The 23,010-nt window shown below is 73.9% G+C and carries 22 protein-coding genes; 12 read left to right on the forward strand and 10 right to left on the reverse strand.

The window, feature by feature from the left end:
• Positions 1-91 precede the first annotated feature (91 nt).
• From AB0N17_RS27130 to fxsT, 4 genes are read left to right on the forward strand one after another with little or no spacing between them, the layout of a single operon-like run.
• The gene (locus AB0N17_RS27130; RefSeq protein ID WP_366014114.1) at positions 92-1,096 is read left to right on the forward strand and encodes a trypsin-like peptidase domain-containing protein; all 1,005 of its coding nucleotides are present in this window, start codon (positions 92-94) and stop codon (positions 1,094-1,096) included.
• The gene (locus AB0N17_RS27135) at positions 1,093-2,673 is read left to right on the forward strand and encodes a hypothetical protein (protein ID WP_366014115.1); all 1,581 of its coding nucleotides are present in this window, start codon (positions 1,093-1,095) and stop codon (positions 2,671-2,673) included. Before AB0N17_RS27130 ends, AB0N17_RS27135 begins: the two co-directional genes overlap by 4 nt.
• A gap of 6 nt (positions 2,674-2,679) precedes the next feature.
• Entirely contained in the window at positions 2,680-3,951 is a 1,272-nt protein-coding gene (locus tag AB0N17_RS27140) for an AAA family ATPase (protein WP_366014116.1), read from the forward strand.
• The gene (fxsT, locus tag AB0N17_RS27145; RefSeq protein WP_366014117.1) at positions 3,948-8,648 is read left to right on the forward strand and encodes an FxSxx-COOH system tetratricopeptide repeat protein; all 4,701 of its coding nucleotides are present in this window, start codon (positions 3,948-3,950) and stop codon (positions 8,646-8,648) included. Before AB0N17_RS27140 ends, fxsT begins: the two co-directional genes overlap by 4 nt.
• Positions 8,649-8,663: 15 nt before the next feature.
• Here the strand turns inward: fxsT and AB0N17_RS27150 are convergent, their stop codons facing one another.
• Positions 8,664-10,550, reverse strand: coding sequence for an HEXXH motif-containing putative peptide modification protein (locus tag AB0N17_RS27150; RefSeq protein ID WP_366014118.1), 1,887 nt, complete (start codon positions 10,548-10,550; stop codon positions 8,664-8,666).
• Positions 10,547-10,762 carry a hypothetical protein gene (locus AB0N17_RS27155; protein WP_366014119.1) on the reverse strand — a complete coding sequence of 72 codons (216 nt, stop codon included), beginning with the start codon at positions 10,760-10,762 and terminating at the stop codon, positions 10,547-10,549. The genes AB0N17_RS27150 and AB0N17_RS27155 overlap by 4 nt, the downstream gene beginning before the upstream one ends.
• Positions 10,763-10,918: 156 nt before the next feature.
• Between AB0N17_RS27155 and AB0N17_RS27160 the strand changes: the two genes are divergently transcribed.
• The gene (locus AB0N17_RS27160) at positions 10,919-11,248 is read left to right on the forward strand and encodes a CU044_2847 family protein (protein WP_366014120.1); all 330 of its coding nucleotides are present in this window, start codon (positions 10,919-10,921) and stop codon (positions 11,246-11,248) included.
• Between the two features lie 389 nt (positions 11,249-11,637).
• Here the strand turns inward: AB0N17_RS27160 and AB0N17_RS27165 are convergent, their stop codons facing one another.
• Positions 11,638-12,420, reverse strand: coding sequence for an MBL fold metallo-hydrolase (locus AB0N17_RS27165; protein WP_366014121.1), 783 nt, complete (start codon positions 12,418-12,420; stop codon positions 11,638-11,640).
• A gap of 81 nt (positions 12,421-12,501) precedes the next feature.
• Here AB0N17_RS27165 and AB0N17_RS27170 point away from each other — a divergent pair, with 81 nt between their 5' ends.
• From AB0N17_RS27170 to AB0N17_RS27180, 3 genes are all read left to right on the forward strand, one after another.
• Positions 12,502-13,152 (forward strand): ABATE domain-containing protein, encoded by a 651-nt coding sequence (locus AB0N17_RS27170; RefSeq protein WP_366014122.1) that lies wholly within the window; start codon positions 12,502-12,504, stop codon positions 13,150-13,152.
• 200 nt (positions 13,153-13,352) lie between these two features.
• On the forward strand, positions 13,353-13,634 hold the full coding sequence (locus tag AB0N17_RS27175; RefSeq protein ID WP_366014124.1) for a hypothetical protein: 282 nt from the start codon (positions 13,353-13,355) through the stop codon (positions 13,632-13,634).
• A gap of 100 nt (positions 13,635-13,734) precedes the next feature.
• Positions 13,735-15,513, forward strand: a complete 1,779-nt coding sequence (locus tag AB0N17_RS27180) for a phosphatidylglycerol lysyltransferase domain-containing protein (protein WP_366014125.1) — start codon at positions 13,735-13,737, stop codon at positions 15,511-15,513.
• Here AB0N17_RS27180 and AB0N17_RS27185 read toward each other — a convergent pair whose 3' ends face one another.
• The 5 genes from AB0N17_RS27185 to AB0N17_RS27205 form a co-directional block, all read right to left on the reverse strand.
• The gene (locus AB0N17_RS27185) at positions 15,514-16,959 is read right to left on the reverse strand and encodes an ATP-binding protein (protein WP_366014126.1); all 1,446 of its coding nucleotides are present in this window, start codon (positions 16,957-16,959) and stop codon (positions 15,514-15,516) included.
• On the reverse strand, positions 16,960-17,670 hold the full coding sequence (locus AB0N17_RS27190; RefSeq protein ID WP_366014174.1) for a response regulator transcription factor: 711 nt from the start codon (positions 17,668-17,670) through the stop codon (positions 16,960-16,962). It abuts the gene before it with no gap.
• Positions 17,671-17,799: 129 nt separating this feature from the next.
• Complete coding sequence (locus AB0N17_RS27195; RefSeq protein WP_366014127.1) at positions 17,800-18,396, reverse strand: FMN reductase; 597 nt, start codon at positions 18,394-18,396, stop codon at positions 17,800-17,802.
• On the reverse strand, positions 18,393-19,475 hold the full coding sequence (locus AB0N17_RS27200) for an LLM class flavin-dependent oxidoreductase (RefSeq protein ID WP_366014128.1): 1,083 nt from the start codon (positions 19,473-19,475) through the stop codon (positions 18,393-18,395). Before AB0N17_RS27200 ends, AB0N17_RS27195 begins: the two co-directional genes overlap by 4 nt.
• Positions 19,476-19,549: 74 nt before the next feature.
• Positions 19,550-20,440 carry an NADP-dependent oxidoreductase gene (locus AB0N17_RS27205; RefSeq protein ID WP_366014130.1) on the reverse strand — a complete coding sequence of 297 codons (891 nt, stop codon included), beginning with the start codon at positions 20,438-20,440 and terminating at the stop codon, positions 19,550-19,552.
• Between the two features lie 134 nt (positions 20,441-20,574).
• On the opposite strand from AB0N17_RS27205, the gene AB0N17_RS27210 reads away from it, so the two are divergent.
• The 4 genes from AB0N17_RS27210 (at position 20,575) to AB0N17_RS27225 (ending at position 22,413) form a co-directional block, all read left to right on the forward strand.
• Entirely contained in the window at positions 20,575-21,012 is a 438-nt protein-coding gene (locus tag AB0N17_RS27210; protein WP_366014132.1) for a helix-turn-helix domain-containing protein, read from the forward strand.
• An 80-nt stretch (positions 21,013-21,092) separates the two neighbouring features.
• Entirely contained in the window at positions 21,093-21,431 is a 339-nt protein-coding gene (locus AB0N17_RS27215) for a YnfA family protein (protein ID WP_366014134.1), read from the forward strand.
• Positions 21,432-21,481: 50 nt separating this feature from the next.
• On the forward strand, positions 21,482-22,258 hold the full coding sequence (locus AB0N17_RS27220; RefSeq protein ID WP_366014135.1) for an SDR family NAD(P)-dependent oxidoreductase: 777 nt from the start codon (positions 21,482-21,484) through the stop codon (positions 22,256-22,258).
• Positions 22,258-22,413, forward strand: coding sequence for a hypothetical protein (locus AB0N17_RS27225; protein ID WP_366014136.1), 156 nt, complete (start codon positions 22,258-22,260; stop codon positions 22,411-22,413). The genes AB0N17_RS27220 and AB0N17_RS27225 overlap by 1 nt, the downstream gene beginning before the upstream one ends.
• Here the strand turns inward: AB0N17_RS27225 and AB0N17_RS27230 are convergent, their stop codons facing one another.
• Entirely contained in the window at positions 22,414-22,716 is a 303-nt protein-coding gene (locus AB0N17_RS27230; protein WP_366014137.1) for a hypothetical protein, read from the reverse strand.
• The gene (locus AB0N17_RS27235; protein ID WP_366014138.1) at positions 22,704-22,991 is read right to left on the reverse strand and encodes a hypothetical protein; all 288 of its coding nucleotides are present in this window, start codon (positions 22,989-22,991) and stop codon (positions 22,704-22,706) included. Before AB0N17_RS27235 ends, AB0N17_RS27230 begins: the two co-directional genes overlap by 13 nt.
• Between the last annotated feature and the right edge of the window lie 19 nt (positions 22,992-23,010).

The raw sequence follows: 23,010 nt of genomic DNA on the forward strand, positions 1-23,010 counted from the left end.
CGGTGGAGCCGTCCGTCGACGGATCCATGCGGGGGAAGGGACGTGACAGGTGGGGAACGGGGACACGACGGAGGCGTCGGCATTAGGGAGGGTGCGCGTCCTGTCTGCGGGCGGGGTGCTCCGGGGCGCCGGCATTCTGGTGCGGCCCGGAACGGTGTTGACCTGCGCACACGTCGTGGCGTCGGCCATCGGTGCGGGCGAGGACGATCCGGCCCGGGCCCCGGCGCGGCCCGTTCTGGTGGACGTGCCGGGCCGGCCGGACCTGCCGGCCGGTGAGGCGACCGTCGTACCGGACGGCTGGTTTCCGGGCCCGCTCGCCGGCGGCTCCGGTGGCGACCTCGCCGTCCTGCGCACGGCATGGTCGCCGCCCGACGGGACGGCCGCGGCGCGGCTCGGGCCGTGCGGGGAGCCGGACCGGCGCGAGGTGGCCATGTACGGCCATCCCGCGGGTTCGCCCGACGGGCTGTGGTCCCGCGCACGGCTGGTGGGCCGCGGGGGGCCGCACCCGGACTGGGTCCAGCTGGAGGGGCTCGGCTCCACCGGGGTGCGGGTCAGCCATGGATTCAGCGGGGCCGGCGTGTGGGATCCGGCGGCCCGCCGGGTCGTCGGCATGCTCACCGCCGCGTACTCCGACCAGCAGGCCAAGGTGGCCTGGATGCTTCCCCTGGAGGCCGCGGCACGCATGTGGCCGGATCTGGCCCCCGCGCTGGGGACTTCGGCACACGGACCGGAGCCGGGAGCGCCGGCGGGAGGACCGCCGCAGCCGCCCCCGGCGGAGCCGTGGGCCGCGCTGCCCTCCGATCAGGAGCAGTTCGCCCTGGCCGACGCCCTGCTGAACGTCCCTCAGATCGAGGACGACGGCGCGGCCACGCTGCGCGGCCTGCTGCCGGCCCGCATCCGGCGCACCGTCCGCACCCATCCCCGGCCCCGGCTCCAGCTCTTCTTCGTCGTCCAGGCCTGCGTCGAGCACCCGCACGGCAGGCAGGCCCTGGTCGAGGCGCTGCGGCTGCTGGACGACGAGTCGCGGCCCGCCCGGTCCGCCCTCGAACTCCTCGACAGGCTGTGGCCGGCCGCCCCGGGGGGCGGGTCGTCGTGACGGTCTCCCCGGGGTCCTGGGGGCCGCCCAAAGTGCTGCTCGACGCGCTGGACGCCGTCCCGTGCTTCGAGGAGCCGGCGCTGCTGCACGAGTGCGCCCGCCAGGTGGGCCGGGCGCTCGGCACGCGGATCGCGCTGCCCGAGACCAGCCGCCGGCGGTTCGCGCTGCTGTCCCTGCTGCGCGCCGTCATGCCGTACCCGGAGGGCCTGCGGGTGCTGGGCGGGGTGGTCTCGATGCTGGAGGGGGAGACCCGCGACATGGCGCGGCTGCGCACCGCCATCGCCCTCGCCGAGGTGCCGCTCTTCCCGGCCGGCACCTGGGAGCGGCTGATGACCCTTCTCGGCGGCCTGGAGGTGCTCGACATCGCCGGGGTCTACCGCGAGGCCCTGGGCGACCGCCCCGATCCGATGCCCGCGCACTGCGGGGAGCCCTGGTCGGCGGTGCTGCACGCCGCGACCCTCAACGCCCGCCCCGGCGAGCCGCTGCCCTGCGTCCTGCTGGTCGAGCACCTCGCCCGCTACGCGAAGGGGCAACAGCAGCAGGACCTGCTCGACTGGGCGGGCAAGCAGCGCAGTTGCCCCCAGGCGTACCCGCTCGTCGCCGCCGCCGACAGCGGCACGGCCACCGCCCTGCCCGCGGCCGCCGGGGCGGAGACCGACCCCGCGCCCGGCCGTCCGGTGCAGGACTTCGGCCCGGTGCGCAGCCCCGCGCCGCCGGTGCCGCTGCCGGGCATCGACCGCAGCGGCGTCTGGGCGCCGTCCACCTGGCTGCTGATCCGGCTGCGTCCGCTGTTCTACTCCGAGCACGAGGGCGTACGGCAGTTGACGTACTGGTGCCAGAACGGCGGCGGCCCGGACCCCTACCCGGTGAAGGGCGGGGACCTGGAGGTCGACGTGTCCGAGCTGCCCGAGCGGGTGAAGTCGCTGGTGCAGGACGCCGAGACCGGGTGGGCCTATCTGTGCAAGGACGACCTCGCCCTGGAGTTCGTCCTGCCACGCGACCTGATGGACCTGCCGGTCGAGACGTGGGCGAAGGAGGGCTTCGGGAACGCGGACGCCACCCTCGGCAAGGACCACCCCGTCGTCCTGCGCAGTCTCGAAAGAGTGGAAGGCAGGGCGACGCATGGACGCTGGGCCAGACGCTGGGACGCGCTGAAGCCCGGTTGCCGGGGGCCGGTCCACTTGTTCCCGGACGCGCACGCCGACCGTCTGCTTTCGGAACCGCACCCGGTCATGGTCGTCCTGAGCGAACCGCCCGGCAGCCAGGAGAACGTGAGCTCAGGGGTGGACGAGCTGGATGCGTCGCTGCGGGCGGGCGTGCCGATCGTGATCTGGGACCGTCGTGGGGGCGTGGATCCAGTCTTTCGTAACGAATTGCTGGAACTGGCCTCGAGCAAGGGCATACACCGGTTACCTGACGAAGTCAGGTCGTTGCGCATAGCGGCCGGGGGCGGCGATCCTGACGGGGGTGGCTTCTCTACGCTCGGTCGCCACGCGGCATTGCTCTGGGACGACCCCGACCGCCTTCCGGGCGGACGGGGTGAGGCGGCGGATTCTTCCGCGCAGCGGGAAGGGTAGGACGAGATGCTTCCAGGGGACGGTGCGTCCGGGGGGACGCGTCCGGCCGGAGACTCGCCCGCGGGCGGCCCCACGGCCGCCGCGGACACGCACGGCCTCACGGTCGCCTCGGACCGGGACGGCGCCACGGCCGCCGCGGGCGCGAACGGCTCCGGCGGTGCGGGACGCAGTGCCTCGGACAACCGGTGGTGGATCTACCGGGGCACGGGGCAGCCCCTGTACGACACCAGCCTCGCCGACCTGCTGCCGCCCCCGCCGCCCTGGCGCCGCTTCACCGGTGGCCCGGTCGTGGCCCCGCCCCCCTCGGACGAGGAGGAGATCGAGCGCAGGCTCGGGCGGGTCGGGGTGTCGTCGGGCGGCTCCGAGCAGCTCAGACGAGAGGCCGACATGGTGAACGCGGCCCTGCTGCTGCGCCGGCCGCTGCTCGTCACGGGGCGTCCCGGGACCGGGAAGTCGTCGCTCGCCTACCGCATCAGCCGGGAGCTGAAGCTGGGCCGCGTGCTGCGCTGGCACATCACCAGCCGCACCACGCTGCGCGGAGGGCTGTACGAGTACGACGCGATCGGGCGGGTGCAGGACTCGGCGGCGTTACGCACCCTGCAGCAGACGGACCGTGCCGCAGCGCCCCCGGACGGCGCGGCCGGTGAGGAGCAGCTTCCCGGGGTCGGCGACTACCTCCAACTGGGTCCGCTCGGAACGGCGTTGCTGCCCTACGCGACCCCCAGGGTGCTGCTCGTCGACGAACTCGACAAGAGCGACCAGGATCTGGCGAACGACCTGCTCAGCGTGTTCGAGGAGGGGCAGTACCCGATCGCCGAGCTGGTGCGGGCCCGGCGGCTGCATCCCCGGGTGACCGTGATGACCGACGACCCGGGCGGGACGGCCGAGATCGTCGACGGCGTCGTCACGTGCCGGGCGTTCCCGGTCGTGGTGATCACCTCCAACGGGGAGCGGGAGTTCCCGCCGGCCTTCCTGCGCCGCTGCCTGCGGCTGCAGATGCCGGACCCCGACCGGCCGCTCCTCGTGGACATGGTCATGGCCCACCTGCGGGAGACGGCGGCCGGAGCGCCGGGCGCCGCGTGGGCCGACGGCCTGATCGACCGGTTCCTGCGCAACAGCCGGGAGCGGGGCGGCCTCGCGGTGGACCAGCTGCTCAACGCGGTGTTCCTGGCGACCTCGGGACGCTTCCCCGGTGACGACGAGGAAGCGCTGGAACACCTCGTGGACGCGCTGTGGCACCGGCTCGACGGAGCGGGGACGGAATCGAGGACCGGATGACCGCGGCGTCCTCCGCACCCCCTCCCCCGGCCGACCCGCCGGAGGGAGGGCGCGGCCGTGCCCCGGACCAGGACCTGCCGGCCTGGACGGAGCTGGCGGACGCCCTGTACCTGGCGGCGTACCAGGACGCCGCCGTACCCCTGTTCGACGTCCCGGGGCGGGCCGCCCTGCAGCGCGGCGAACGGCCCCGGCGGGCCGGACGCCGGCCCGAGGCGCGGCCACGGCCCACGGGACAGGACAGCGGCCGGCCGGAGGACCCGACGCCACCCGGGAGGCGGGACGGCGACACACCCGACGGGCACGGCGGCAGCCGCCCAAACGACCGGACGGCTCCCGAGGGACAGGACGGCGGCCACCCCGGCACCCCGTCCCCGCCCGACGGCCGGGACGACGGCCGGGCCGACGGCCGGCCCGACGACTCCGCGCCCGCGACAGGCCGGCAGACGGTCGAAGTCCTCCCCTCGCTCGGCATGCTCCCGGCGGAGAGAGCAATGGGGCCGGGCGCCCCCGGCTCCGGCGGCGAGGCGGAGCCGGAGCAGGCCGGCTGGCCGGCGTCGCCACGGCTGGCCGACGCCCTCGCGCTCGGCCGGTCGCTGCGCCCGCTGCGGCTGTTCCGCGACTCGCCCCACGAGGCCGAGCTGGACGAGGAGGCGACCGCCGAACAGACGGCGCTGGCGGGGGTGTGGACGCCGGTGTGCCGGTCGCTCCCGGAACGCCGGCTGGATCTGCTGCTGCTGGTGGACGAGAGCCCCTCGATGGCGCTGTGGTCGCACACCACGCGCCAGGTGGCCGAGCTGCTGGAGCAGACGGCGGCGTTCCGCACCGTACGGCTCGTCCGCTGGGACCTGGACGAAGCCACCTCGACGGGCCTGCGGGCGGCCGGGATCCAGTCGAGCGAGCGGCAGCTGCTGCTGGCGGTCACGGACGGCGGCCACGGCGCCTGGCGCACGGGGCGTGCCGCGGCGGCGCTGCACCGGCTGGCCCGGTTCTCGCCGGTCGCCGTACTGAGCCTGCTGCCGCAGCAGTTGTGGGACCTCACCCTGCCCACGGTCGTCCGCACCCGGTTACGGGCCCCGTCCCCCGCCGCGCCCAACCGTGCCTACGACGCCGACGGCAAGCACCCGCACACCGACCCCCTGGGCCTGCAGCCGCAGTCCGCCCCGGAGGCCGGCCGGGACGCGATCCCGGTGCCCGTCGTGGAGCTGCGGCCGACCTCGCTGGGCCGCTGGGCCCGCCTGGTGGCCGCGGCGGGCGGCGAGTGGCAGGCGCTGGCGGCCCTGTGGACCGCTCCCGGCCGGGACCTGCGCTCGGTGGCGGTCGGTCCGGTGGCCGAGGAACTGGCCGATCTCGTGGCCGAACCGGCGGCCGGTGAGACGGACGGCTCCGGCCGGGGCGAGTCGAGCGCGGTGCGGCGGGCCAAACGCGCCGCGGCCGTGGTGCGCCGCTTCCGGGCCACCGCCTCCCCCGCCGCCTACGTCCTCGCCCAGCGGCTCGCGGCGGCCCCGCTCAATCTCCCCGTGATGCGCCTGCTCCAACAGGCGCTGCCGGACGCGCAGTTCTGGAACCTCGCCGAGATCATGCTGCTGGGCCTGGTGCGCCGCAGCGACGACACGGCCGACGCCGAGGACGCCCACCGCGTGTCCTACGACTTCCAGGAGGGCGTACGGGAGGAACTGCTCGCCCTCGGCTCCCGGGCGGAGACCATCCGCGCCCTGCGCCAGGTCGAGCGCCATCTCGGCCCGCGGCTGGAAGCGCTGTGGGGCGAGGGCGGCGGCGCGCTCGTGGCGTCGGAGGGCGATGCCGTGGACCCGCCGATGACGGAACAGACCCGCCCCTTCGTGGCCCACCTGTACACGGCGCTGTGCGCGGTGTCGGGGCCCTACCTCGCGCGCGCCAACCATCTGGGCCGGCTGCTGCAGCGCACCGGCGCCCGGCAGCCCAGGCAGCTCGCCGCGGCCGGCGGGGGGACACCCGCTCCTGAACACAGGCGGCCATCAGGCTACACATCCCCTGAAAAGGGGTCAAAGTTGAATATTCCGCCCGGGAACGCGCTACATTACCCGCGCCCCGCGGCTTCACCCACGGCGCCGCCCCCCGCCGCCGTCCCACCCACCCCGCCCGCCCCCTCCCCCGCGCCAGTGCCTGCGCGCCCACGACAAGGAGGCACCCCCGTGTCTGCCGGTCTGCCCGTTGCCACGGGTCCGCGAAGCCCGCACGACCCGCCCCGCATCTGGGGGAACGTCCCGCAACGGAACCGGAACTTCACGGGCCGGGAATCGTTGCTCGAACGGCTCCAGGAACGGCTGCGCGGCGGCGTCACCGCGGTCCTGCCGGAGGCCCTGCACGGCATGGGCGGTGTGGGCAAGTCCCAGATCGCCATCGAGTACGTCTACCGGCACAGCCGCGAGTACCGGCTCATCTGGTGGATCCCGTCCGAGCAGGAGAACCAGATCGTCCAGTCGCTCATCGAGCTGGGCGACCAGATGGGCCTGCAGGCGGGCTCGGAGATGAGCGCCGTACCGGCCGTCCTGGACGCCCTGCGCCGGGGTGAGCCGTACAGCGACTGGCTGCTGGTGTTCGACAACGCGGAGAACCCGCGGGAGGTGCGCAAGTACTTCCCCGTCGACGGGCCGGGACGCATCGTGGTGACCTCGCGCAACTCCCAGTGGGCCACCGACGTCCGCTCCCTGGAGGTGGACGTCTTCGCCCGCGAGGAGAGCGTCGCCCTGCTGCGCCGCCGCAGCCAGCACCTCCCGGACGACTCCGTCGACCACCTCGCCGCCGCGCTCGGCGACCTGCCCCTGGCGGTCGAGCAGGCCGCGGTCTGGCTGGCCGAGACGGGCATGCCGGTGCAGCAGTACCTCGAGGTGTATGAGCGCAACTTCACCGAACTCATGCAGTCCGACCCGCCCGGCGACTACAACCACTCGGTGGCCGCCGCCTGGAACGTGTCGCTGGGCAGACTGCGGGAGACCCGCCCCGACGCCCTCCAGCTGCTGCAGGTCTGCGCGTTCTTCGCCCCCGAGCCCATCGAATGGGACCTGTTCTCGGCGGTGCGCGGCATCTCGGTGCCGCAGGAACTGCAGGGCGCGCTGGACGACCCGGTGAAACTCGGCCGAGCGGTGCGCGAGATCGGCCGGTACGCCCTGGCCCGCATCGACCACCGCCAGAACACGGTGCAGATGCACCGACTGGTGCAGCGCGTACTGATCGAGCAGATGAACCCGCAGGAACGGGCGGTGATGCGGCACGCGGCGCATCAGCTGCTGTCCCACGCCGACCCCCGCAACCCGCGGCGGGCCGCGTACTGGCAGCGCTACTCCTCCCTGCTGAGCCATCTGCGGGCCTCCAACGCGGTGGAGTGCGAGGACCCCTGGGTCCGCCGGCTCGTCCTGAACCAGGTGCAGTTCCTGCGCGCCCGTGGCCAGCACGCCGAAGCCCTGGAACTGGGCGAACGCGCGGCGGCCATCTGGCGTGAGCGCCTGGGCGAGGACCACGAGGAGGTCCTCGCCATCGACCAGCAGATCGCCGAGGGACTGCGCGAGCAGGGAGTCGACCTCCCGCGCGCCTACACCCTGCAGTCCGGGCTGGTCGAGCGGTTCCGCAGGGTCCTCGGCGAGGCACACGAGGACACCCTGCGGGCCCAGAGCTTCATGGCCATCCACCACCGCAACCGCGGCCACTTCGAAGAGGCCCGGGAGACCGACCAGCGGGTCTACGAGACCAGCCTGCGGGAGTTCGGCAGGGACGACCCGGCCACCCTCCTCGCCGCGCACAACTACGCGGTCAGCCTGCGTCTGGCGGGTGCCACGGAGACGGCCCGGGAACTGGACTACGACACCTGGCAGCGCAGGATCGAGGTGCTCGGCGAGGACAACCTCTCCACGCTGGCCACACGGGAGGCCTACCTGCTCGACCTGCAGGAGGTCGGCCGGTACGAGGAAGCACTCGAAGGCTACGAAGTGCTCGCCGAGGAGGTCACCGACAGGCTCGGCGAGCAGCACCCCTTCACGGCGCTGGTGAACCGCAACCGCTGCGTCACCCGGCGCAAGATGGGCGACCACGAGGGCGCCTACGCCCTGTCCCGCCGCTACCTCGACGTGATCGCCGACGTCCTCGGCAAGGACAGCCGGCACTATCTGCTGATGGCGGTCAGCCACGCCAACGACCTGCGGCAGGTCGGCAAACTCCAGGAGTCCCGCACGCTGAGCCAGCAGGTGCTGGACCAGCACCGCACCCGGTACGGCCGGGAACACCCGCACAGCTACGCCATCGCCATGAACCTCGCGGTGACCCTGCGCCTGCTGGGCCTGCCCGAGGCCGCGCTGGAACTGGACCAGGAATCGGTCGAGGGCCTGACCCGCACCCTGGACCCGGAACACCCCCGCGCGCTGCTGGCCCGTATGAACCTGGCCAGCGACCACTTCGCCCTCGGCCGGCCCCAGGAGGCGCACGCCCTCGACGAGGCCGTGGACGAGGAGTCGGAGCGGCTGCGCGAGAACCACCCGGCCAACCTGGCCGTCCGGCTCAATCTGAGCTACGACCTGAAGGCGCTGCGCAGGACCGAGGAGAGCGAGCGGCTGTACGCCGAGGCGCTGGAGCGGTACCGGACCCTGCTGGGCCCGTCGCACCCGGCGACGCTCGACGCCGAGAAGGGGCTCCGGGCCAACGCCGACATCGACCTGCTGACGCTGTAGCCGGCCGGAGCCCCCTCACCGCGGGCGGGGGCCGGCCGCCGCCAGCCAGGCGGCGAGGTCGAGCGGGGCGGGCCGGCCGCCCCCCGCGGCCGCCACGGCCCGGCGGACACCGGCCACCACCTCGGGACGGTCCAGCAGCAGGGCGGCTCCCGCCCCTCGGGCGTGCTCGGGCAGCGCCAGCACCGCGCCGAGCCACGCCTCGGGCTCCTCGGGCTCCCGCGCGCCCCACTCCGCGTAGCGGCGGGCCGCCGCCTCGGCGTCTCCCGCGACCGCGGCGCACCCGGCGCGCAGCGCGAGGTCCCCCCGCTCCTCCTCCCGCACGCGCCGGCGAGCGAAGGGGCCCGGAGCCGTCAGGTGGAACCGGGCCAGCGGTCCGAACAGGTCGAGGCGGATCAGATCGGGACGCGGACGCACCCCCGAGGGGGGCAGGGCGGTCGCCGGCCTCCCGGCCGTCCACGCCGCGGCCAGCCGCTCGGCCGCGGGCCCGGGTATCTCCAGGTGCCGCGCCCGCCACAGGGCGCGCCGCAGCGCGCAGTAGTGCCGGGCCAGGGCGCCCGGGCCCGCCGCCACGTCGTCGTCCTGCCAGGCCGCGACGAGGTGCGCGATCTCGTCGACGAAGAGCCGGCCCGCCTCGGTCAGGGCGTCGTCGGTCGCCAGCGCGGCGACCGCCTCCCGCACCTGCTCCCGCAGGACCGCGAACTCGAAGTCGGCGCGCTCCCGTTCCGTCCCCGTCACGTGCCCGCGGTGCGTCCGCCAGAACCGCCCGACCCCCGCGAACGCGAACACGCCGTGCAGCAGCCCCCGCACGGGCCGGGGGTCAGCACGCCACGGCGCGTAGTAGAGCCGCCAGTCCTTCGCGTCGTCGGCCCCGTCCTCGGCGGGCTGGACCAGGTGCACCAGACTCAGCAGCGCGTTGAGCTGCTGGTGGCGGGTCTCGTGGACGAGGACGGCCGCCGCCTGGGTCTCGTCGTACGGCAGCGACAGCGTGACCGCGCCGAAGGCGTCCAGCGAGGAGGCGCTGGCCACCACACCGCCCTCCGCCGTGCGCAGCGACTCCGGAACGAGCATCCGGACGAGCGCACGCAGCGCGGCGGCGTCCGCCGGGGCCTCCCGCTCCAGCAGGGTGTACGCGCCGGCGATACGGCTCTCCCACCGCCGTAATCGGCCCTCGCCCGTCCGCCCGGGAGCGCTCGGGTAACGGGCGAAGTCCCGGTAGGGGCTGACCGTGTCCAGCCACGGCCCCGCTCCCCGCCCGTCGTCGGCACCGGACGCGAGGCCACGCACCGCCCGCAGCGGACGCCACCCCGGCGCCGGCGCCGGCAGGAGACGGGACAGCGGCACCTGCCCGGACTCCCCCCGCACGACGGCCCCCTCCCCGTCGACCCGGACCTCCGCCTCGCTCCACCGGCGGCGCGCCACCGGGCCCGCCATCCCCGCGCCGGGCAGCCAGACCATGCCGCGGTGGGCGGGCACCCGGAGCGCGCAGGGCAGCCCGGAGCGCAGGGCGGCCGCCGCGGCCAGCGCCTGGAACTGGCCCAGCTCCGCCCACAGCGGGGCCGTGGACGGCGTCCCGGCGGCGGGTCCGCCCAGGCGCCTGAGCAGCCGCAGCGCCCAGGCCATGACGGTGGGGTCGGCGAGCACGGACTCCACCGCCCCGGCGTCCCGCTCCTGGGCCGCGCACAGCAGCTCCCAGGCGAGCCGGCCCGAGGGGACGCCGCCGGGACGCCGGGTGCGCCCGGCGGCCTCGTCGACGTGGTCCAGCAAGGCGCGCAGCACCAGCAGGAGTTGACTGCGCTGAGCGGAACGCAGCAGACGGAGGTCGGTCTCGCTCGCGTCGCCCGCCGCCATGGCCCGGAGCGATTCCAGAGGCACCCGGTGGACGTCCAGCCGACGAGCGGTCACCGCCCGCACTGATCCGGGCGCCGGCCGCGTGCGTATCTCATCTCGTCGCTGTCACTCTCGCCCATCAGCGTCCCGGAAGCCGCCGTCGCCTTGGCATCGACCTGACTCAACGCGCGTCGCAGCGCGGGATCGTCACTCGAGTACAGCTCCGCCAGAGAGATCCCGGACAGATCGAGCAGGTCGGAACAGAAGTCCTTCGCAGACTCTGCCATACCGTGGTTCCCCCTGACGTGGTGGTTCGGCGGCTCGGGGTGCGCTTCCATGGTGGCTGCAATGGCTCGCCAGTGGAAGACGGCCGCAGGTCATAGAGCGTGCGGCCGGTCCTGGCTCGGAACAGGCGCCCGAGCAGGCGTCAGGAGGGGGACGACGTGACGCGGTTGCTGCGGTTCCCGTCGCGGGACGGCGACGGTTTCCTGGTCGTGGAGGTGGCGGAGGACGAACCGGGGGTCGTCGAGGTCTCCCGCCTGGGCAACGCGGTGGCCGACGCCACCGCCTCCTTCGAGGAGGGAGTCGACCGCATCCGGAACGCGGCCGCGTCCGCGCTGCGCCGGCTGCGGGACATGCCCAGCCCGCCGGGCGAGGTCAGCCTGGAGTTCGGGATGCGGCTGAACGCCGAACTCGGCGCCGTCATCGCCAAGTCGGAGGGCGAGGCCCACCTGAAGGTGACGATGACCTGGCGCGCGGACGACACGAGCTGACCGGCTCAGGCCGACGGGGCTCGTCGCGGTGGACGCCGGGCGCGCCGGTGGTGGCCGATTCGCGCTCCGGGCTCCAGCGGGGCCGGCGGGCTCCGGTGCCGTACGGCGGTGTCCGGCGCCGTACGGGTGGTGCCGGACGGGAACTCCGCGGCGGCCCGCTACACGGCCCGTTCGCAGACCGTTCCGCCGGTGCCCCGGTGCGTGGGTTCGCCGTGCCCGCGAGCAGGCGCAGGCCCGCGTCGGTAGGGGAGCCGGGCTCGGCCGTGCAGGCGATGAGGCGCTGGCCCCGATGACCGGTACGGCGCGGTACACCTGCGGCGCCGACCCGCCTGAACGGCAGCCGGGGGGGCGCGCGAGGCGGACGACGGACCCGGTGCGGGCCGGGCCCGTCAGTCCAGTTGCAGGAGGTCCGCCAGGCCCTCCTTCTCGAAGGCGCGCACCAGGTCCTCGCGGGTCTCCGTGAAGTGGGCCCAGCTGTCGCAGTGGGCCGGGACCACGCGGCGGGCGCCGAGGAGGCGGGCGGCGGTCGCCGCTCCGGTGCCGTCGAGGACGAGGAGGGCGTCGTCGAGGGCGGGCATCCGGGGAGCGCCGGCGAAGAGGACGGCGGTGTCGACGGGGCCGTACCGGTCGGAGATCTCCTGGACCAGCTCCAGGGAGGCGTTGTCGCCGCTGACGTAGAGGCTCGGCAGGTCGGCGGAGGTCAGCAGGAAGCCGGTGACCTCGCCGACGATCGGCTCGGAGCCCTCGGGGCCGTGCAGGGCGGGCGCGGCGGTCACAGTGACGGTGCCGCCGTCGGGGCGGGGCAGCTCGACGGACTGCCAGGGGGTGAGCGGCTCGGTGGTGCCGCCGAGGCGGTCCGCGGCGGCGGGGGTGGTGAGGGTGCGCGGGGTGGCGGCGAGCAGGGCCCGGCCGGAGTGGTCGAGGTTGTCGGCGTGCTGGTCGTGGGAGAGCAGGACGACGTCCACGGGGCCGAGTTCGGCGGGGGTCGTGAGGGGCGGGGCGGTCTTGACCAGGGTCCGGGCGCCGGGCGAGGGGTAGGCGCCGGGGCCGTCGAAGGTCGGATCGGTGAGGAAGCGGAGTCCGCCGTACTCGACGAGGACGGTGGGACCGCCGAGGACACGGACGGGGACGCGCTCGGCGGGTTCGGCGGGGTCGGCGGGAGATATGGCCACGGCAGTCTCACCTCACGGATAGGAGGAAGTTCATCCGTGAGACACGCTAGTCCTTTCTCACGGATCAGCGCAAGGCGTACCATGAGACACGTGACAGAGAGCCGTACGACGGAGAGCGACCGGACCCCCCTGCCCCCCGCGCCCGGCGCCGACCGGTACCCCGCACTCGACCTCGTCAACAGCGTGCTCTCGCTGCCCGGCGGACAGCGCGTCGACCTGCTGGACACCCCCGGCGCGGCCCAGCGCTGGCTGGTGGCGCACACCCTCGCCCCGGCCGACGCGGACCTGCGGGAGACGTGCGCCACCCGGCTGCGCTCCCTGCGCGAGCAGATCCGCGCGCTCCTCGCCTCCCGGGCCGACGGCCGCCCCGCCCCCGCCGACGCCCTGGACGCCGTCAACGCGGCGCTCACCCGCGCCCCCGCCGCCTCCCTGCTGCACTGGGCCCCCGGCCAGGGGCTGTACCGGGCCGCCGCCCACCCGACCACCCAGATCGTCGAGCACGCCCTGGCCGCCCTGGCCGCCGACGCCGCCGACCTGCTCACCGGGCCCGACGCCGACCGCCTCACCGCCTGCGGCTCCGCCCCGTGCAACCGTTATCTGCTGCGTCACGGCCGCCGGCACTGGTGCTCCACCCGCTGCGGCGACCGCGCCCGGGCGGCCCGCGCCTACGCCCGCCGCACCACGACCGCCGGCAACGAGAGCGACAACGAGACCGGTGCCGGCACCGGCTGAACGGCATCGACGACGGCAGGGAACCGCGCGCGAGGTCCGACGCGTCAACAAGGCACTCCCGGGGCATCCGCGCGGGAGTGACACCCGACACATATGTCCGCCGCGCCGCCCGGCGGGCCGCACGACATGGACGCCGTCGGACCCTACGTAATGTAGGTTCCCAACCGGCAACGGCCACTCGTCTGTTCATCGGGGGACGCATGCAGGACACGGAAACGGCACCCAGCGGGACGGCCGACGTCTGCGCACGCAGCCTCGCGCCGACGCTGGCCCTGCTGGTCGTCAGCCTCGTCATCGCCGCCGTCGGCGTCTACGAGCTGTGCGGATTCGGGCTGCACAGCCTCGACCGCCGCCCCCACCTGTTCAGCGACGGCCTCGCGACCGGCGGGGTCATCGTCGCCGCGGTGGCGGCCGGCGCGGCCGTGGGCAACCTGGCGTGGACGCTGGCGGCGGCCCGGCGCGGCGCGGGCCGCTCGGGATGAGACCCTGTGCTGCGGCTGTGCGGATCCCCGCACCCGCGCTACCCTACGAGCTGTAGGGTCAGTGTTGCCCCGTCCCCCTCCCCCAAGGTGACCAGTCACCATGCCAGCTCGACAGTCGACTCTGAGCTCCCCGCAGGTCCCGGCCCAGCGCAACCCCCGGCGCGTCATCCCGCTCCCGCCGGGCGGCGACGACCGGTTGCGCAAGCGCGCCGCCGCGGCCACCGTCTGGTACCTGCGCCTGCTGGCCGTCCTCAACATCGTCGCGGTGATCTCGCTGCCCTTCCGCGAGGAGGTGCACGAGCACAACGCGGGCGAGTTCTTCACCCCCTACCTGGCCACCGCCGGTCTGGTCTCGGCCGCGCTCGCCCTGTTCCTCGCGGTGGTGATGCGCCGCCGCAAGCGCGCCGCCTGGGTCTTCAACCTCCTCCTGGCAGGCCCCCTGTTCTGCCTCTACGTCCTCGCGCTGACCCGCGACCCGTTCCGCGACCACGTCTTCAACTGGGTCTCCGCCGGCCTCACCGGCCTGTTCGTCGCCGCCCTGCTGATCGGCCGCCGCGAGTTCGACGCCATCGGCGACCGCTCCAACCCGCGCCTGGCCCTCGTCGCCGGCGCCGGGGGCAACCTGGTCGCCGGCACCCTCGGCACCCTCCTCGTGCACGCCACCAACAAGCTGCCCGGCGCCTCCCTCAAGCAGGAGATCGCCTACACGCTGCTGCGGGGCGTCAGCGTCGGCCCGCTCGCCGACCGCGTGGACGCCGTGCACGCCCCCCGCTGGGCCGACATCATCGTCAACATCCTGATGGCCGCGGCCTTCCTGCTGACCCTCTACGCCTGCTTCCGTGCCCCGCGCGGACAGAGCCTGCTGGGCGCCGAGGACGAGAGCCGGCTGCGCGCCCTGCTGGACCGGCACGGCGACCGCGACTCCCTCGGCTACTTCGCGCTCCGCCGCGACAAGGCCGCCATCTTCTCCCCGAGCGGCAAGGCCGCCGTCACCTACCGCGTCGTCGGCGGGGTCAGCCTCGCCTCCGGCGACCCGATCGGCGACCCCGAGGCGTGGCCCGGCGCCATCGACGCCTGGCTCGCCGAGGCCCGCCGCCACGCCTGGACCCCCGCGGTGATGGGCGCGAGCGAGGAGGCCGGCACGGTTTACGCCCGGCACGGCCTGGACGCCCTGGAACTCGGCGACGAGGCCATCGTCGACCTCGCCGACTTCACCCTCGAGGGCCGCGCCATGCGGGTCGTCCGCCAGGCCCACAACCGGGTCAAGCGGGCCGGCTACACCGTCCGCATCCGCCGCCACGAGGACATCCCCGAGGAGGAGATGGCCCACCTCGTCGACCGCGCCGACCACTGGCGCGACGGCGCCACCGAACGCGGCTTCTCCATGGCGCTCGGCCGCCTCGGCGACCCGGCCGACGGCCGCTGCGTGATGCTGGAGTGCCGCGACGCGAACGACGAACCGCGCGCCCTGCTCAGCTTCGTCCCCTGGGGCGAGCACGGCCTCTCCCTGGACCTGATGCGCCGCGACCGCGCCTGCGAGAACGGCCTGATGGAGTACATGGTCGTGGAGCTCCTCGTGCAGGCCGAGGAGCTGGGCATCCAGCGGGTCTCCCTGAACTTCGCGATGTTCCGCTCGGTGTTCGAGCGCGGCTCCCGGCTCGGCGCCGGACCCGTGCTCCGCGTCTGGCGCTCCACCCTCACCTTCTTCTCCCGGTGGTGGCAGATCGAGTCCCTGTACCGTGCCAACGCCAAGTACCGCCCGGTGTGGGAGCCCCGGTTCCTGCTGTTCGCCAAGAGCAGCGACATTCCGCGGATCGGCCTGGCCAGCGCCCAGGCGGAGGGCTTCCTCACCCTGCCGCGGCTGGGCGGCCGGTCCTGATCAGCCGCCGCCCCGCGCGCTGGTGCCCGCCACGATCCCGCCGCCCACGGTGAACCCGATGACCGCCCCGCCGCCCTCGCGCCGGAAGGCGAACGGTGCGCCGCCGTGGGCCATGGCCACCTCGCGCACGATGGACAGCCCGAGGCCCGAGCCCGGCAGGGACCGGGCGTCGGCGGCCCGGTAGAAGCGGTCGAAGATACGGATCAGATCGCCCTCGGCGATCCCGGGCCCCCGGTCCAGCACCTCCACCCGTACCGTGCCCGCCCGGTCCGGCCCGGTGATGTCGAGCTCGATCGGCGCCTGTCCGTCCCGGTCGAACTTGGCGGCGTTCTCCACCAGGTTGGACATGGCCCGCTGGAGCATCCCGGGACGCCCCTCGGTCGTCGTGTCACCGCTCACGCGCAGCACGATCTCGCGCCCGGTACGGCGTTTGGCGAGCCCCACGACGTCCTCGCCGATGTCGGCGAGGTCCACGCGCTGCGGCGGCTCGCTGTCGGACTGCCCGGCGGCGAGGTCGACCAGCTCGTTGACCAGGTCGGTCAGCTCCCGGGCCTCCTGGCCGAGGTCGGCGACCAGCTCCTCGCGGGTCGCGGGCGGAAGTTCGTCGATCCGCCGCAGCAGGGAGATGTTCGTACGCAGCGACGTCAGCGGCGTCCGCAGCTCGTGCCCCGCGTCCTGCACCAGCCTGCGCTGGTCCTCCTCCGACTGGGCGAGCCGGCCCAGCATCCGGTCGAAGGCGCGGCCGAGCCGGCCCACCTCGTCCAGACCCGCCACCGGCACCTCGATCCCCAGCTGCCGGGTCCGGGCCACGTTCTCCGCGGCCGAGGTGAGGATCACCAGCCGGCGCGTGATCCGCCGGGCCAGCCACCACCCGAACAGACCGGCCGCCACCACGACCGCGGCCATCAGGATCAGCGTCCGCTGCTGCAGCGTGCGCAGCAGGTCCTCGGTGTCGCTGAACTCCTGCGCCACCTGCACCGCGCCCCGCCCGTCACCGAGGGAGACGGTGGCGATGCGGAACAGGTCCTCGCCCACCCGGACGTCCTTGTACTCGACCGCCCTCCCGGCCGTCCGCGCCAGCGCCATGGCCCGGTCGCGGGCGGTCACGGGCAGCACCGGGCTGCCGTGGTCCATGATCTGGCCCTGTGCGCCCAGCACCTGCACATCGGTCCGTGCGGGCCGCACCAGGTCGTGCCCCGGCCGCGAGGAGGAGAAGTCCTCCGGGACCATCTCGTGCTGCCGTACCTCGTCCCGCACGTCCTGCACGACCTGCGCGAACACCGACTGCTCGTCGACCCGGACCAGCCGGGCGGCGGAGCCGTACGACAGGATGCCGACGAGGATCGTGACGGCGGCGGTGACGGCCGCGAAGGACACCGCGAAGGTGGTGCGCAGGGAGACCAGCTTGGGCCGGCCCGGGGCCAGCAGCCGCCGCAGACGGCCCACCTAGTCCTCCCGGAGCACGTAACCCACGCCCCGCACGGTGTGGATCAGCTGAGGAGAGCCGGGCTCGTCGAGCTTGCGGCGCAGGTAGCCGACGTAGACGGCGAGGTTCTTGGAGCCGGGGCCGAAGTCGTAGCCCCAGATCCGGTCGTAGATCGTGGAGTGGTCCAGCACGATCCCGGCGTTGCGCACGAGCAGTTCCAGCAGCTCGAACTCGGTCCGGGTCAGTTCCAGCTCGCGCCCGCCGCGCCAGGCCCGGCGGGCCTGCAGGTCCATGCGGATGCCGGCGGCCTCCACCTGCCGGTCGGAGATCTGGGCCTCGCCCCGGCCGGCCTCCCCGGCGCCGCCCGCGGGCACCGGGCTGGTGCGGCGCAGCAGCGCGCGCAGCCGGGCGAAGACCTCTTCCACGTCGAACGGCTTGACCACGTAGTCGTCGGCGCCCGCGTCCAGGCCGGCGATCCGGTCGGCGGTCTCCACCAGGGCGGTGAGCATGAGGACCGGGGTGCGGTTGCCCTCGGCGCGCAGCACCCGGCAGACCTGGAGCCCGTCGATGCCCGGCATCATCACGTCGAGGACGAGGACGTCCGGCGGGGTCTTGTGGGCCTGCGCCAGCGCTTCCACACCGTCGGCGACCGCCGTCACCTCGTACCCTTCCAGGGTCAGGGCACGCTCCAGGGCATGGCGGATGGCACGGTCGTCTTCAGCGAGCAGCACAGTCTGGGGCACGCACCCAGTCTGCCAAGGCCACGGGGGCTTCGGCCGGGGCGGGCGGGCCTACGATCACCCTTTTTACCCGCCTCTCACCGTCACGGGGGCAACCCGGCTCGGGGGCCCACCGTCCTCTCACCCTGCCCGTGCTCCGAGCCGTGCGAGCTGTTCCTCGAACGGCACGACGTGCAGCCTCGCCGGGGTGTCCGCCCGGACCGCCGACAGCCCGGTCATGAGGGCGGCCAGCTCCTGTGCCGCCCGCTCGATCCGCCCCGGGAGCCCTTCCTCGCCCCAGTCCTCCGACGCGGCGTACACCCCGGTCGGCACGACCACGGCCCGCAGGTAGGCGAACAGCGGACGCAGGGCGTGCTCCAGCACCAGCGAGTGCCGGGCCGTACCGCCGGTGGCCGCGATCAGCACCGGCTTGCCGGCCAGCGCGTCCTTCTCCAGCACGTCGAAGAACGACTTGAACAGCCCGCTGTACGACGCGCTGAACACCGGCGTGACGACGATCAGGCCGTCGGCCCCCGTCACCGCCTCCTGGGCGGCGGCGAGGTGCTCGCCGGCGAAACCGTTGGTGAAGTTGTGCGCGATCTCCACCGCGAGGTCCCGCAGCTCCACCACCTCGATGTCCACCGGTGTCCGCCGGTCCACCGCGGCGGCCAGCCGGTCGGCCAGCAGCCGGGTGGAGGACGGGACGCTCAGCCCCGCCGAGACGACGACGAGCTTCATACCGTCACCTCCTGGGACGCCTTGAGGGAGGCGTGCGTGGGCGCCTCGGGCACGTTCGCCGGACGGCCGTTCGCGAACTCCTTGCGCAGCACGGGCACGACCTCCTCGCCGAGCAGGTCGAGCTGCTCCAGCACGGTCTTCAGCGGCAGCCCCGCGTGGTCCATCAGGAACAGCTGACGCTGGTAGTCGCCGACGTTCTCCCGGAAGGACAGCGTCCGGTCGATCACCTGCTGCGGGGAGCCGACGGTCAGCGGGGTCTGGGCGGTGAAGTCCTCCAGGGAGGGCCCGTGGCCGTAGACCGGCGCGTTGTCGAAGTACGGGCGGAACTCGCGCACGGCGTCCTGCGAGTTCTTCCGCATGAACACCTGGCCGCCCAGGCCGACGATCGCCTGCTCGGGCGTGCCGTGCCCGTAGTGGGCGTACCGGGCCCGGTACAGCTCGACCATCCGCTTGGTGTGGTCGGCGGGCCAGAAGATGTTGTTGTGGAAGAAGCCGTCTCCGTAGTAGGCCGCCTGCTCGGCGATCTCCGGCGAGCGGATGGAGCCGTGCCAGACGAACGGCGGGACGCCGTCCAGCGGGCGCGGGGTGGAGGTGAAGCCCTGCAGCGGGGTGCGGAACTTCCCCTCCCAGTCCACGACGTCCTCGCGCCACAGCCGGCGCAGCAGGGCGTAGTTCTCGATGGCGAGGTTGATGCCCTGCCGGATGTCCTGCCCGAACCAGGGGTAGACCGGCCCGGTGTTGCCGCGGCCCATCATCAGGTCCACCCGCCCGTCGGCCAGGTGCTGGAGCATCGCGAAGTCCTCCGCGATCTTCACCGGGTCGTTGGTGGTGATCAGGGTGGTGGACGTGGAGAGGATCAGCTTCTGCGTCCGCGCGGCGATGTAGCCGAGCATCGTGGTCGGGGACGACGGCACGAACGGCGGGTTGTGGTGCTCGCCGGTCGCGAAGACGTCCAGGCCGACCTCCTCCGCCTTCAGCGCGATGGCGACCATGGCCTTGATCCGCTCGCGCTCGGTCGGAGTACGCCCCGTGGTCGGGTCCGGCGTGACGTCGCCGACCGTGAAGATCCCGAACTGCATGGCCGCTCATCCTCCATATGGTTGACCATTCAACTATATCCGTCGAACGGTCCGCCGGCCCGGGCTATTCCCGGCTACGGCACCAGCACCAGACGGCCCCGCACCCCGCCCTCCGCCAGCCGGGCGTGCGCCTTCGCGGCCTCCTCCAGGGCGTACGTCCCGGCCACCCGCAGCGTCAGCACCCCCTCGTCCACCAGCCGGACCAGCTCCGCCAGCTGCGCCGCGTCCGGCCGCACCGACACGGAGGCGGTCCGCACCCCGCGCACCGACCCCGGCTGCCCACCGGGCCGTACCCCCATGAACGCGCCGCCGTCCCGCACCCACTCCAGCGCCGGCTCCCCGAGCACCGCCGCGTCCAGCACCGCGTCCACCCCGCCCGGCTCGACCCCTCCGGCCGTGAAGCGCGCGGCCCCCAGCGACCGCACCAGCTCCTCGTCATCCGCGCGGGCCTGCCCCACGACCTCGATCCCGCGCCGCGCGGCGAGCTGCACCGCGAACCCGCCGACCGCGCCCGCCGCCCCCGTCACCAGCAGCGACGCACCCGGCGCCAGCTCCAGCTGGTCCAGTGCCTGCAACGCCGTCAGCCCGTTCAGCGGCAGGGTGCCCGCGCGCACCGCGTCCACCGAGACCGGCGCCTTCGCCACCGCGTCCGCGTCCACGACGACGTACTCGGCGTGCGCGCCCAGCGGCTCGGTCACCCCCGGCACCAGCGCCACCACCGCGTCACCGGCCTCCCAGACCACGGACGCCCCGGCCGCGTCCACCGTCCCGGCCACGTCCCAGCCCAGCCCCAGCGTCCCGCCGGGCCCGCCGAAGAAGCCGGCCCGCACGGCCACGTCCACCGGGTTCAGCGCGCCGGCCGCGACCTTGATCCGCACCTGCCCCGCCCCCGGCTCGGGCACCGCCACGTCCGCGACCTCCACGGCCTCCGGCCCACCGAACGTCCGCACCACCACAGCACGCATGTCAACTCTCCTGATCCACAAGGTATTTGATGCCCTCCGCGGCGATTTCCTGCCCGCAGCACCAACCCTAGGAGAGGTACTATCCATCGGTAAGTAGTTACCTGTGAGTGCGTAGGTGACCCGAAGGAGAGCCCATGGCGACCATGACCGCGGCCCAGCGCCGCGAACAGGCACGGATCGAGTACGACGCCTTCCTCCGCAGCTGCCCGAGCCACCAGCTGCTCGGCCGCCTCAGCGACAAGTGGGTCGGCCTCGTCATCGCCGCCCTGTCCACCGGATCCCTGCGCTACAGCGACCTCGGCCGCAGGATCCCGGGCGTCAGCCCCAAGATGCTCACCCAGACCCTGCGCGCCCTCGAACGGGACGGCATCATCAGCCGCGCGGTCACCCCGTCCGTGCCCGTCCGCGTCGACTACGCGCTCACCCCGCTCGGCGTCGGCCTCGCCACCCTGCTCACCGCCGTGAAGGACTGGGCGGAGACCCACTTCGACGAGGTCCGCACGGCCCGCGAACGCTACGACGCGGAGAACACGGAAGACGCGGAGGGCGCGTCAGGCACCCGAGACGCGTAAGGCGCCCGAGACGCGTAAGGCACGGAAGGCACCTGAGACGCGGGAAACCCGGGCCGGTACCCGCGTGCGAAGCTGCGTCCATGCCGATCCTCCGCTCCGCCGCCCTGTTCGTCGTCGCCGCTCTCCTCGAGATCGGCGGCGCCTGGCTGGTCTGGCAGTGCGTACGAGAACACCGCGGCTGGCTGTGGGCGGCGGGCGGAGTCCTCGCCCTGGGCGCGTACGGCTTCGTCGCCACCTTCCAGCCGGACGCCCACTTCGGCCGCATCCTCGCCGCCTACGGCGGGATCTTCGTCGCCGGCTCGATCCTCTGGGGCATGGTCGCCGACGGCTACCGCCCCGACCGCTGGGACGTCACCGGGGCGCTCATCTGCCTCGCAGGAATGGCCGTGATCATGTGGGCGCCGAGGAACGGCGGCTGAGACTCACCTAGGCTGGACGAAGCCGCAAACCTTCCTCCCAGGAGCAGCCCATGGCCCCCGCCGTCCCGTCCGCCGCCTCCCGCATCGCCGTCGTCACGGGCGCGAGCAGCGGCATCGGCGCCGCCACGGCCCGGCAGCTCGCCGCCGCCGGCTACCGGGTCGTCCTCACGGCCCGCCGCAAGGACCGCATCGAGGCGCTGGCCGAGGAACTCACCACGGCGGGCCACGCGGCGACGGCGTACCAGCTGGACGTGACGGACCGCGCGGCCGTCGACGAGTTCGCCACCGCCTTCAAGACCATCGGCGTCCTGGTCAACAACGCGGGCGGCGCCCTCGGCGCCGACCCGGTGGCCACCGGCGACCCGGCGGACTGGCGCAGCATGTACGAGACCAACGTCATCGGCACCCTGAACGTCACCCAGGCACTGCTGCCCAAGCTGGAGGCGAGCGGGGACGGCGTGGTCGTGGTCGTCTCCTCCACCGCCGGCCACGGCACCTACGAGGGCGGCGCGGGCTACGTCGCTGCCAAGCACGGAGCCCACGTCCTCGCCGAGACGCTGCGCCTGGAGATCGTCGGCCGGCCCGTCCGCGTCATCGAGGTCGCCCCCGGCCTGGTCAAGACCGACGAGTTCGCCCTGACCCGCTTCGGCGGCGACGAGACGAAGGCCGCCAAGGTCTACGAGGGCGTGGCCGAGCCCCTCACCGCGGACGACGTGGCCGAGACGATCGCCTGGGCGGTCACCCGCCCCAGCCACGTCAACGTCGACCTCCTGGTCCTGCGCCCCCGCGCCCAGGCGTCCAACACCAAACTCCACCGGGAGCCCTGATGGCGCAGGACGGCGCGGCCGACTCCCTGGAACGACGCCGCCTGGCCCAGGAGACCAAGGACGAGCGCAAGGTCTGGTGGTTCCTGGGCTACTTCCTCTTCGGGATCCACTTCGTGGCGTTCGTCATGATCTACGCGGTACGCCACGCGAAGTGATCAGCGGGACCGGCAGGACGGGTCGTCGACGATGACGGCGTTCGCGGGGACGATCTTCACATCGTCCTCGTCCTCGGACTGCACGAACTTGGTCGTCGCATAGCCCCGCTTCCCCTCCCCCACACACTTGGTGGCGAGGTTCCCGAACCCGTCGGGGAAGTTGTAGACCTCGGCGGGCGAGTCCTCCCCGGCCCGTCCGGCCACCGGGGCGTCGGCCTTCCCGCGCTCCTCGTAGTGCTGCCGGGAACACCCGCCGACCAGCAGCACGACACCCACGGCCACCGCGGCGCTCAGCCGGCGCACGCCTTGTCCTCCACGATCTGCACGTTGGACGGCCCGCTGGCGTTGGTCGTCACATACGCCCGGAACCCGTGCCCGACACACTTGGTGGCGAGGTTCCCGAACCCGTCCGGCATGTTGAAGACCTCGGCGGGCGTGTTGTCCCCGGCCTTCCCCCTGACCGGCGCGTCCCCCTTCCCCCGCTCGTCGTCGTACTTCTGCGAACACCCCGCCGCCAGACTCCCGACGACGACCACCCCGACGGCCCACACCCCGAACCGCATACGCCTGCGCTCCATCAAGTGCCCCCCTCCGTCA

Origin of the sequence: Streptomyces sp. NPDC051133 (assembly GCF_040682635.1) — a bacterium.
GTDB lineage: Bacteria > Actinomycetota > Actinomycetes > Streptomycetales > Streptomycetaceae > Streptomyces.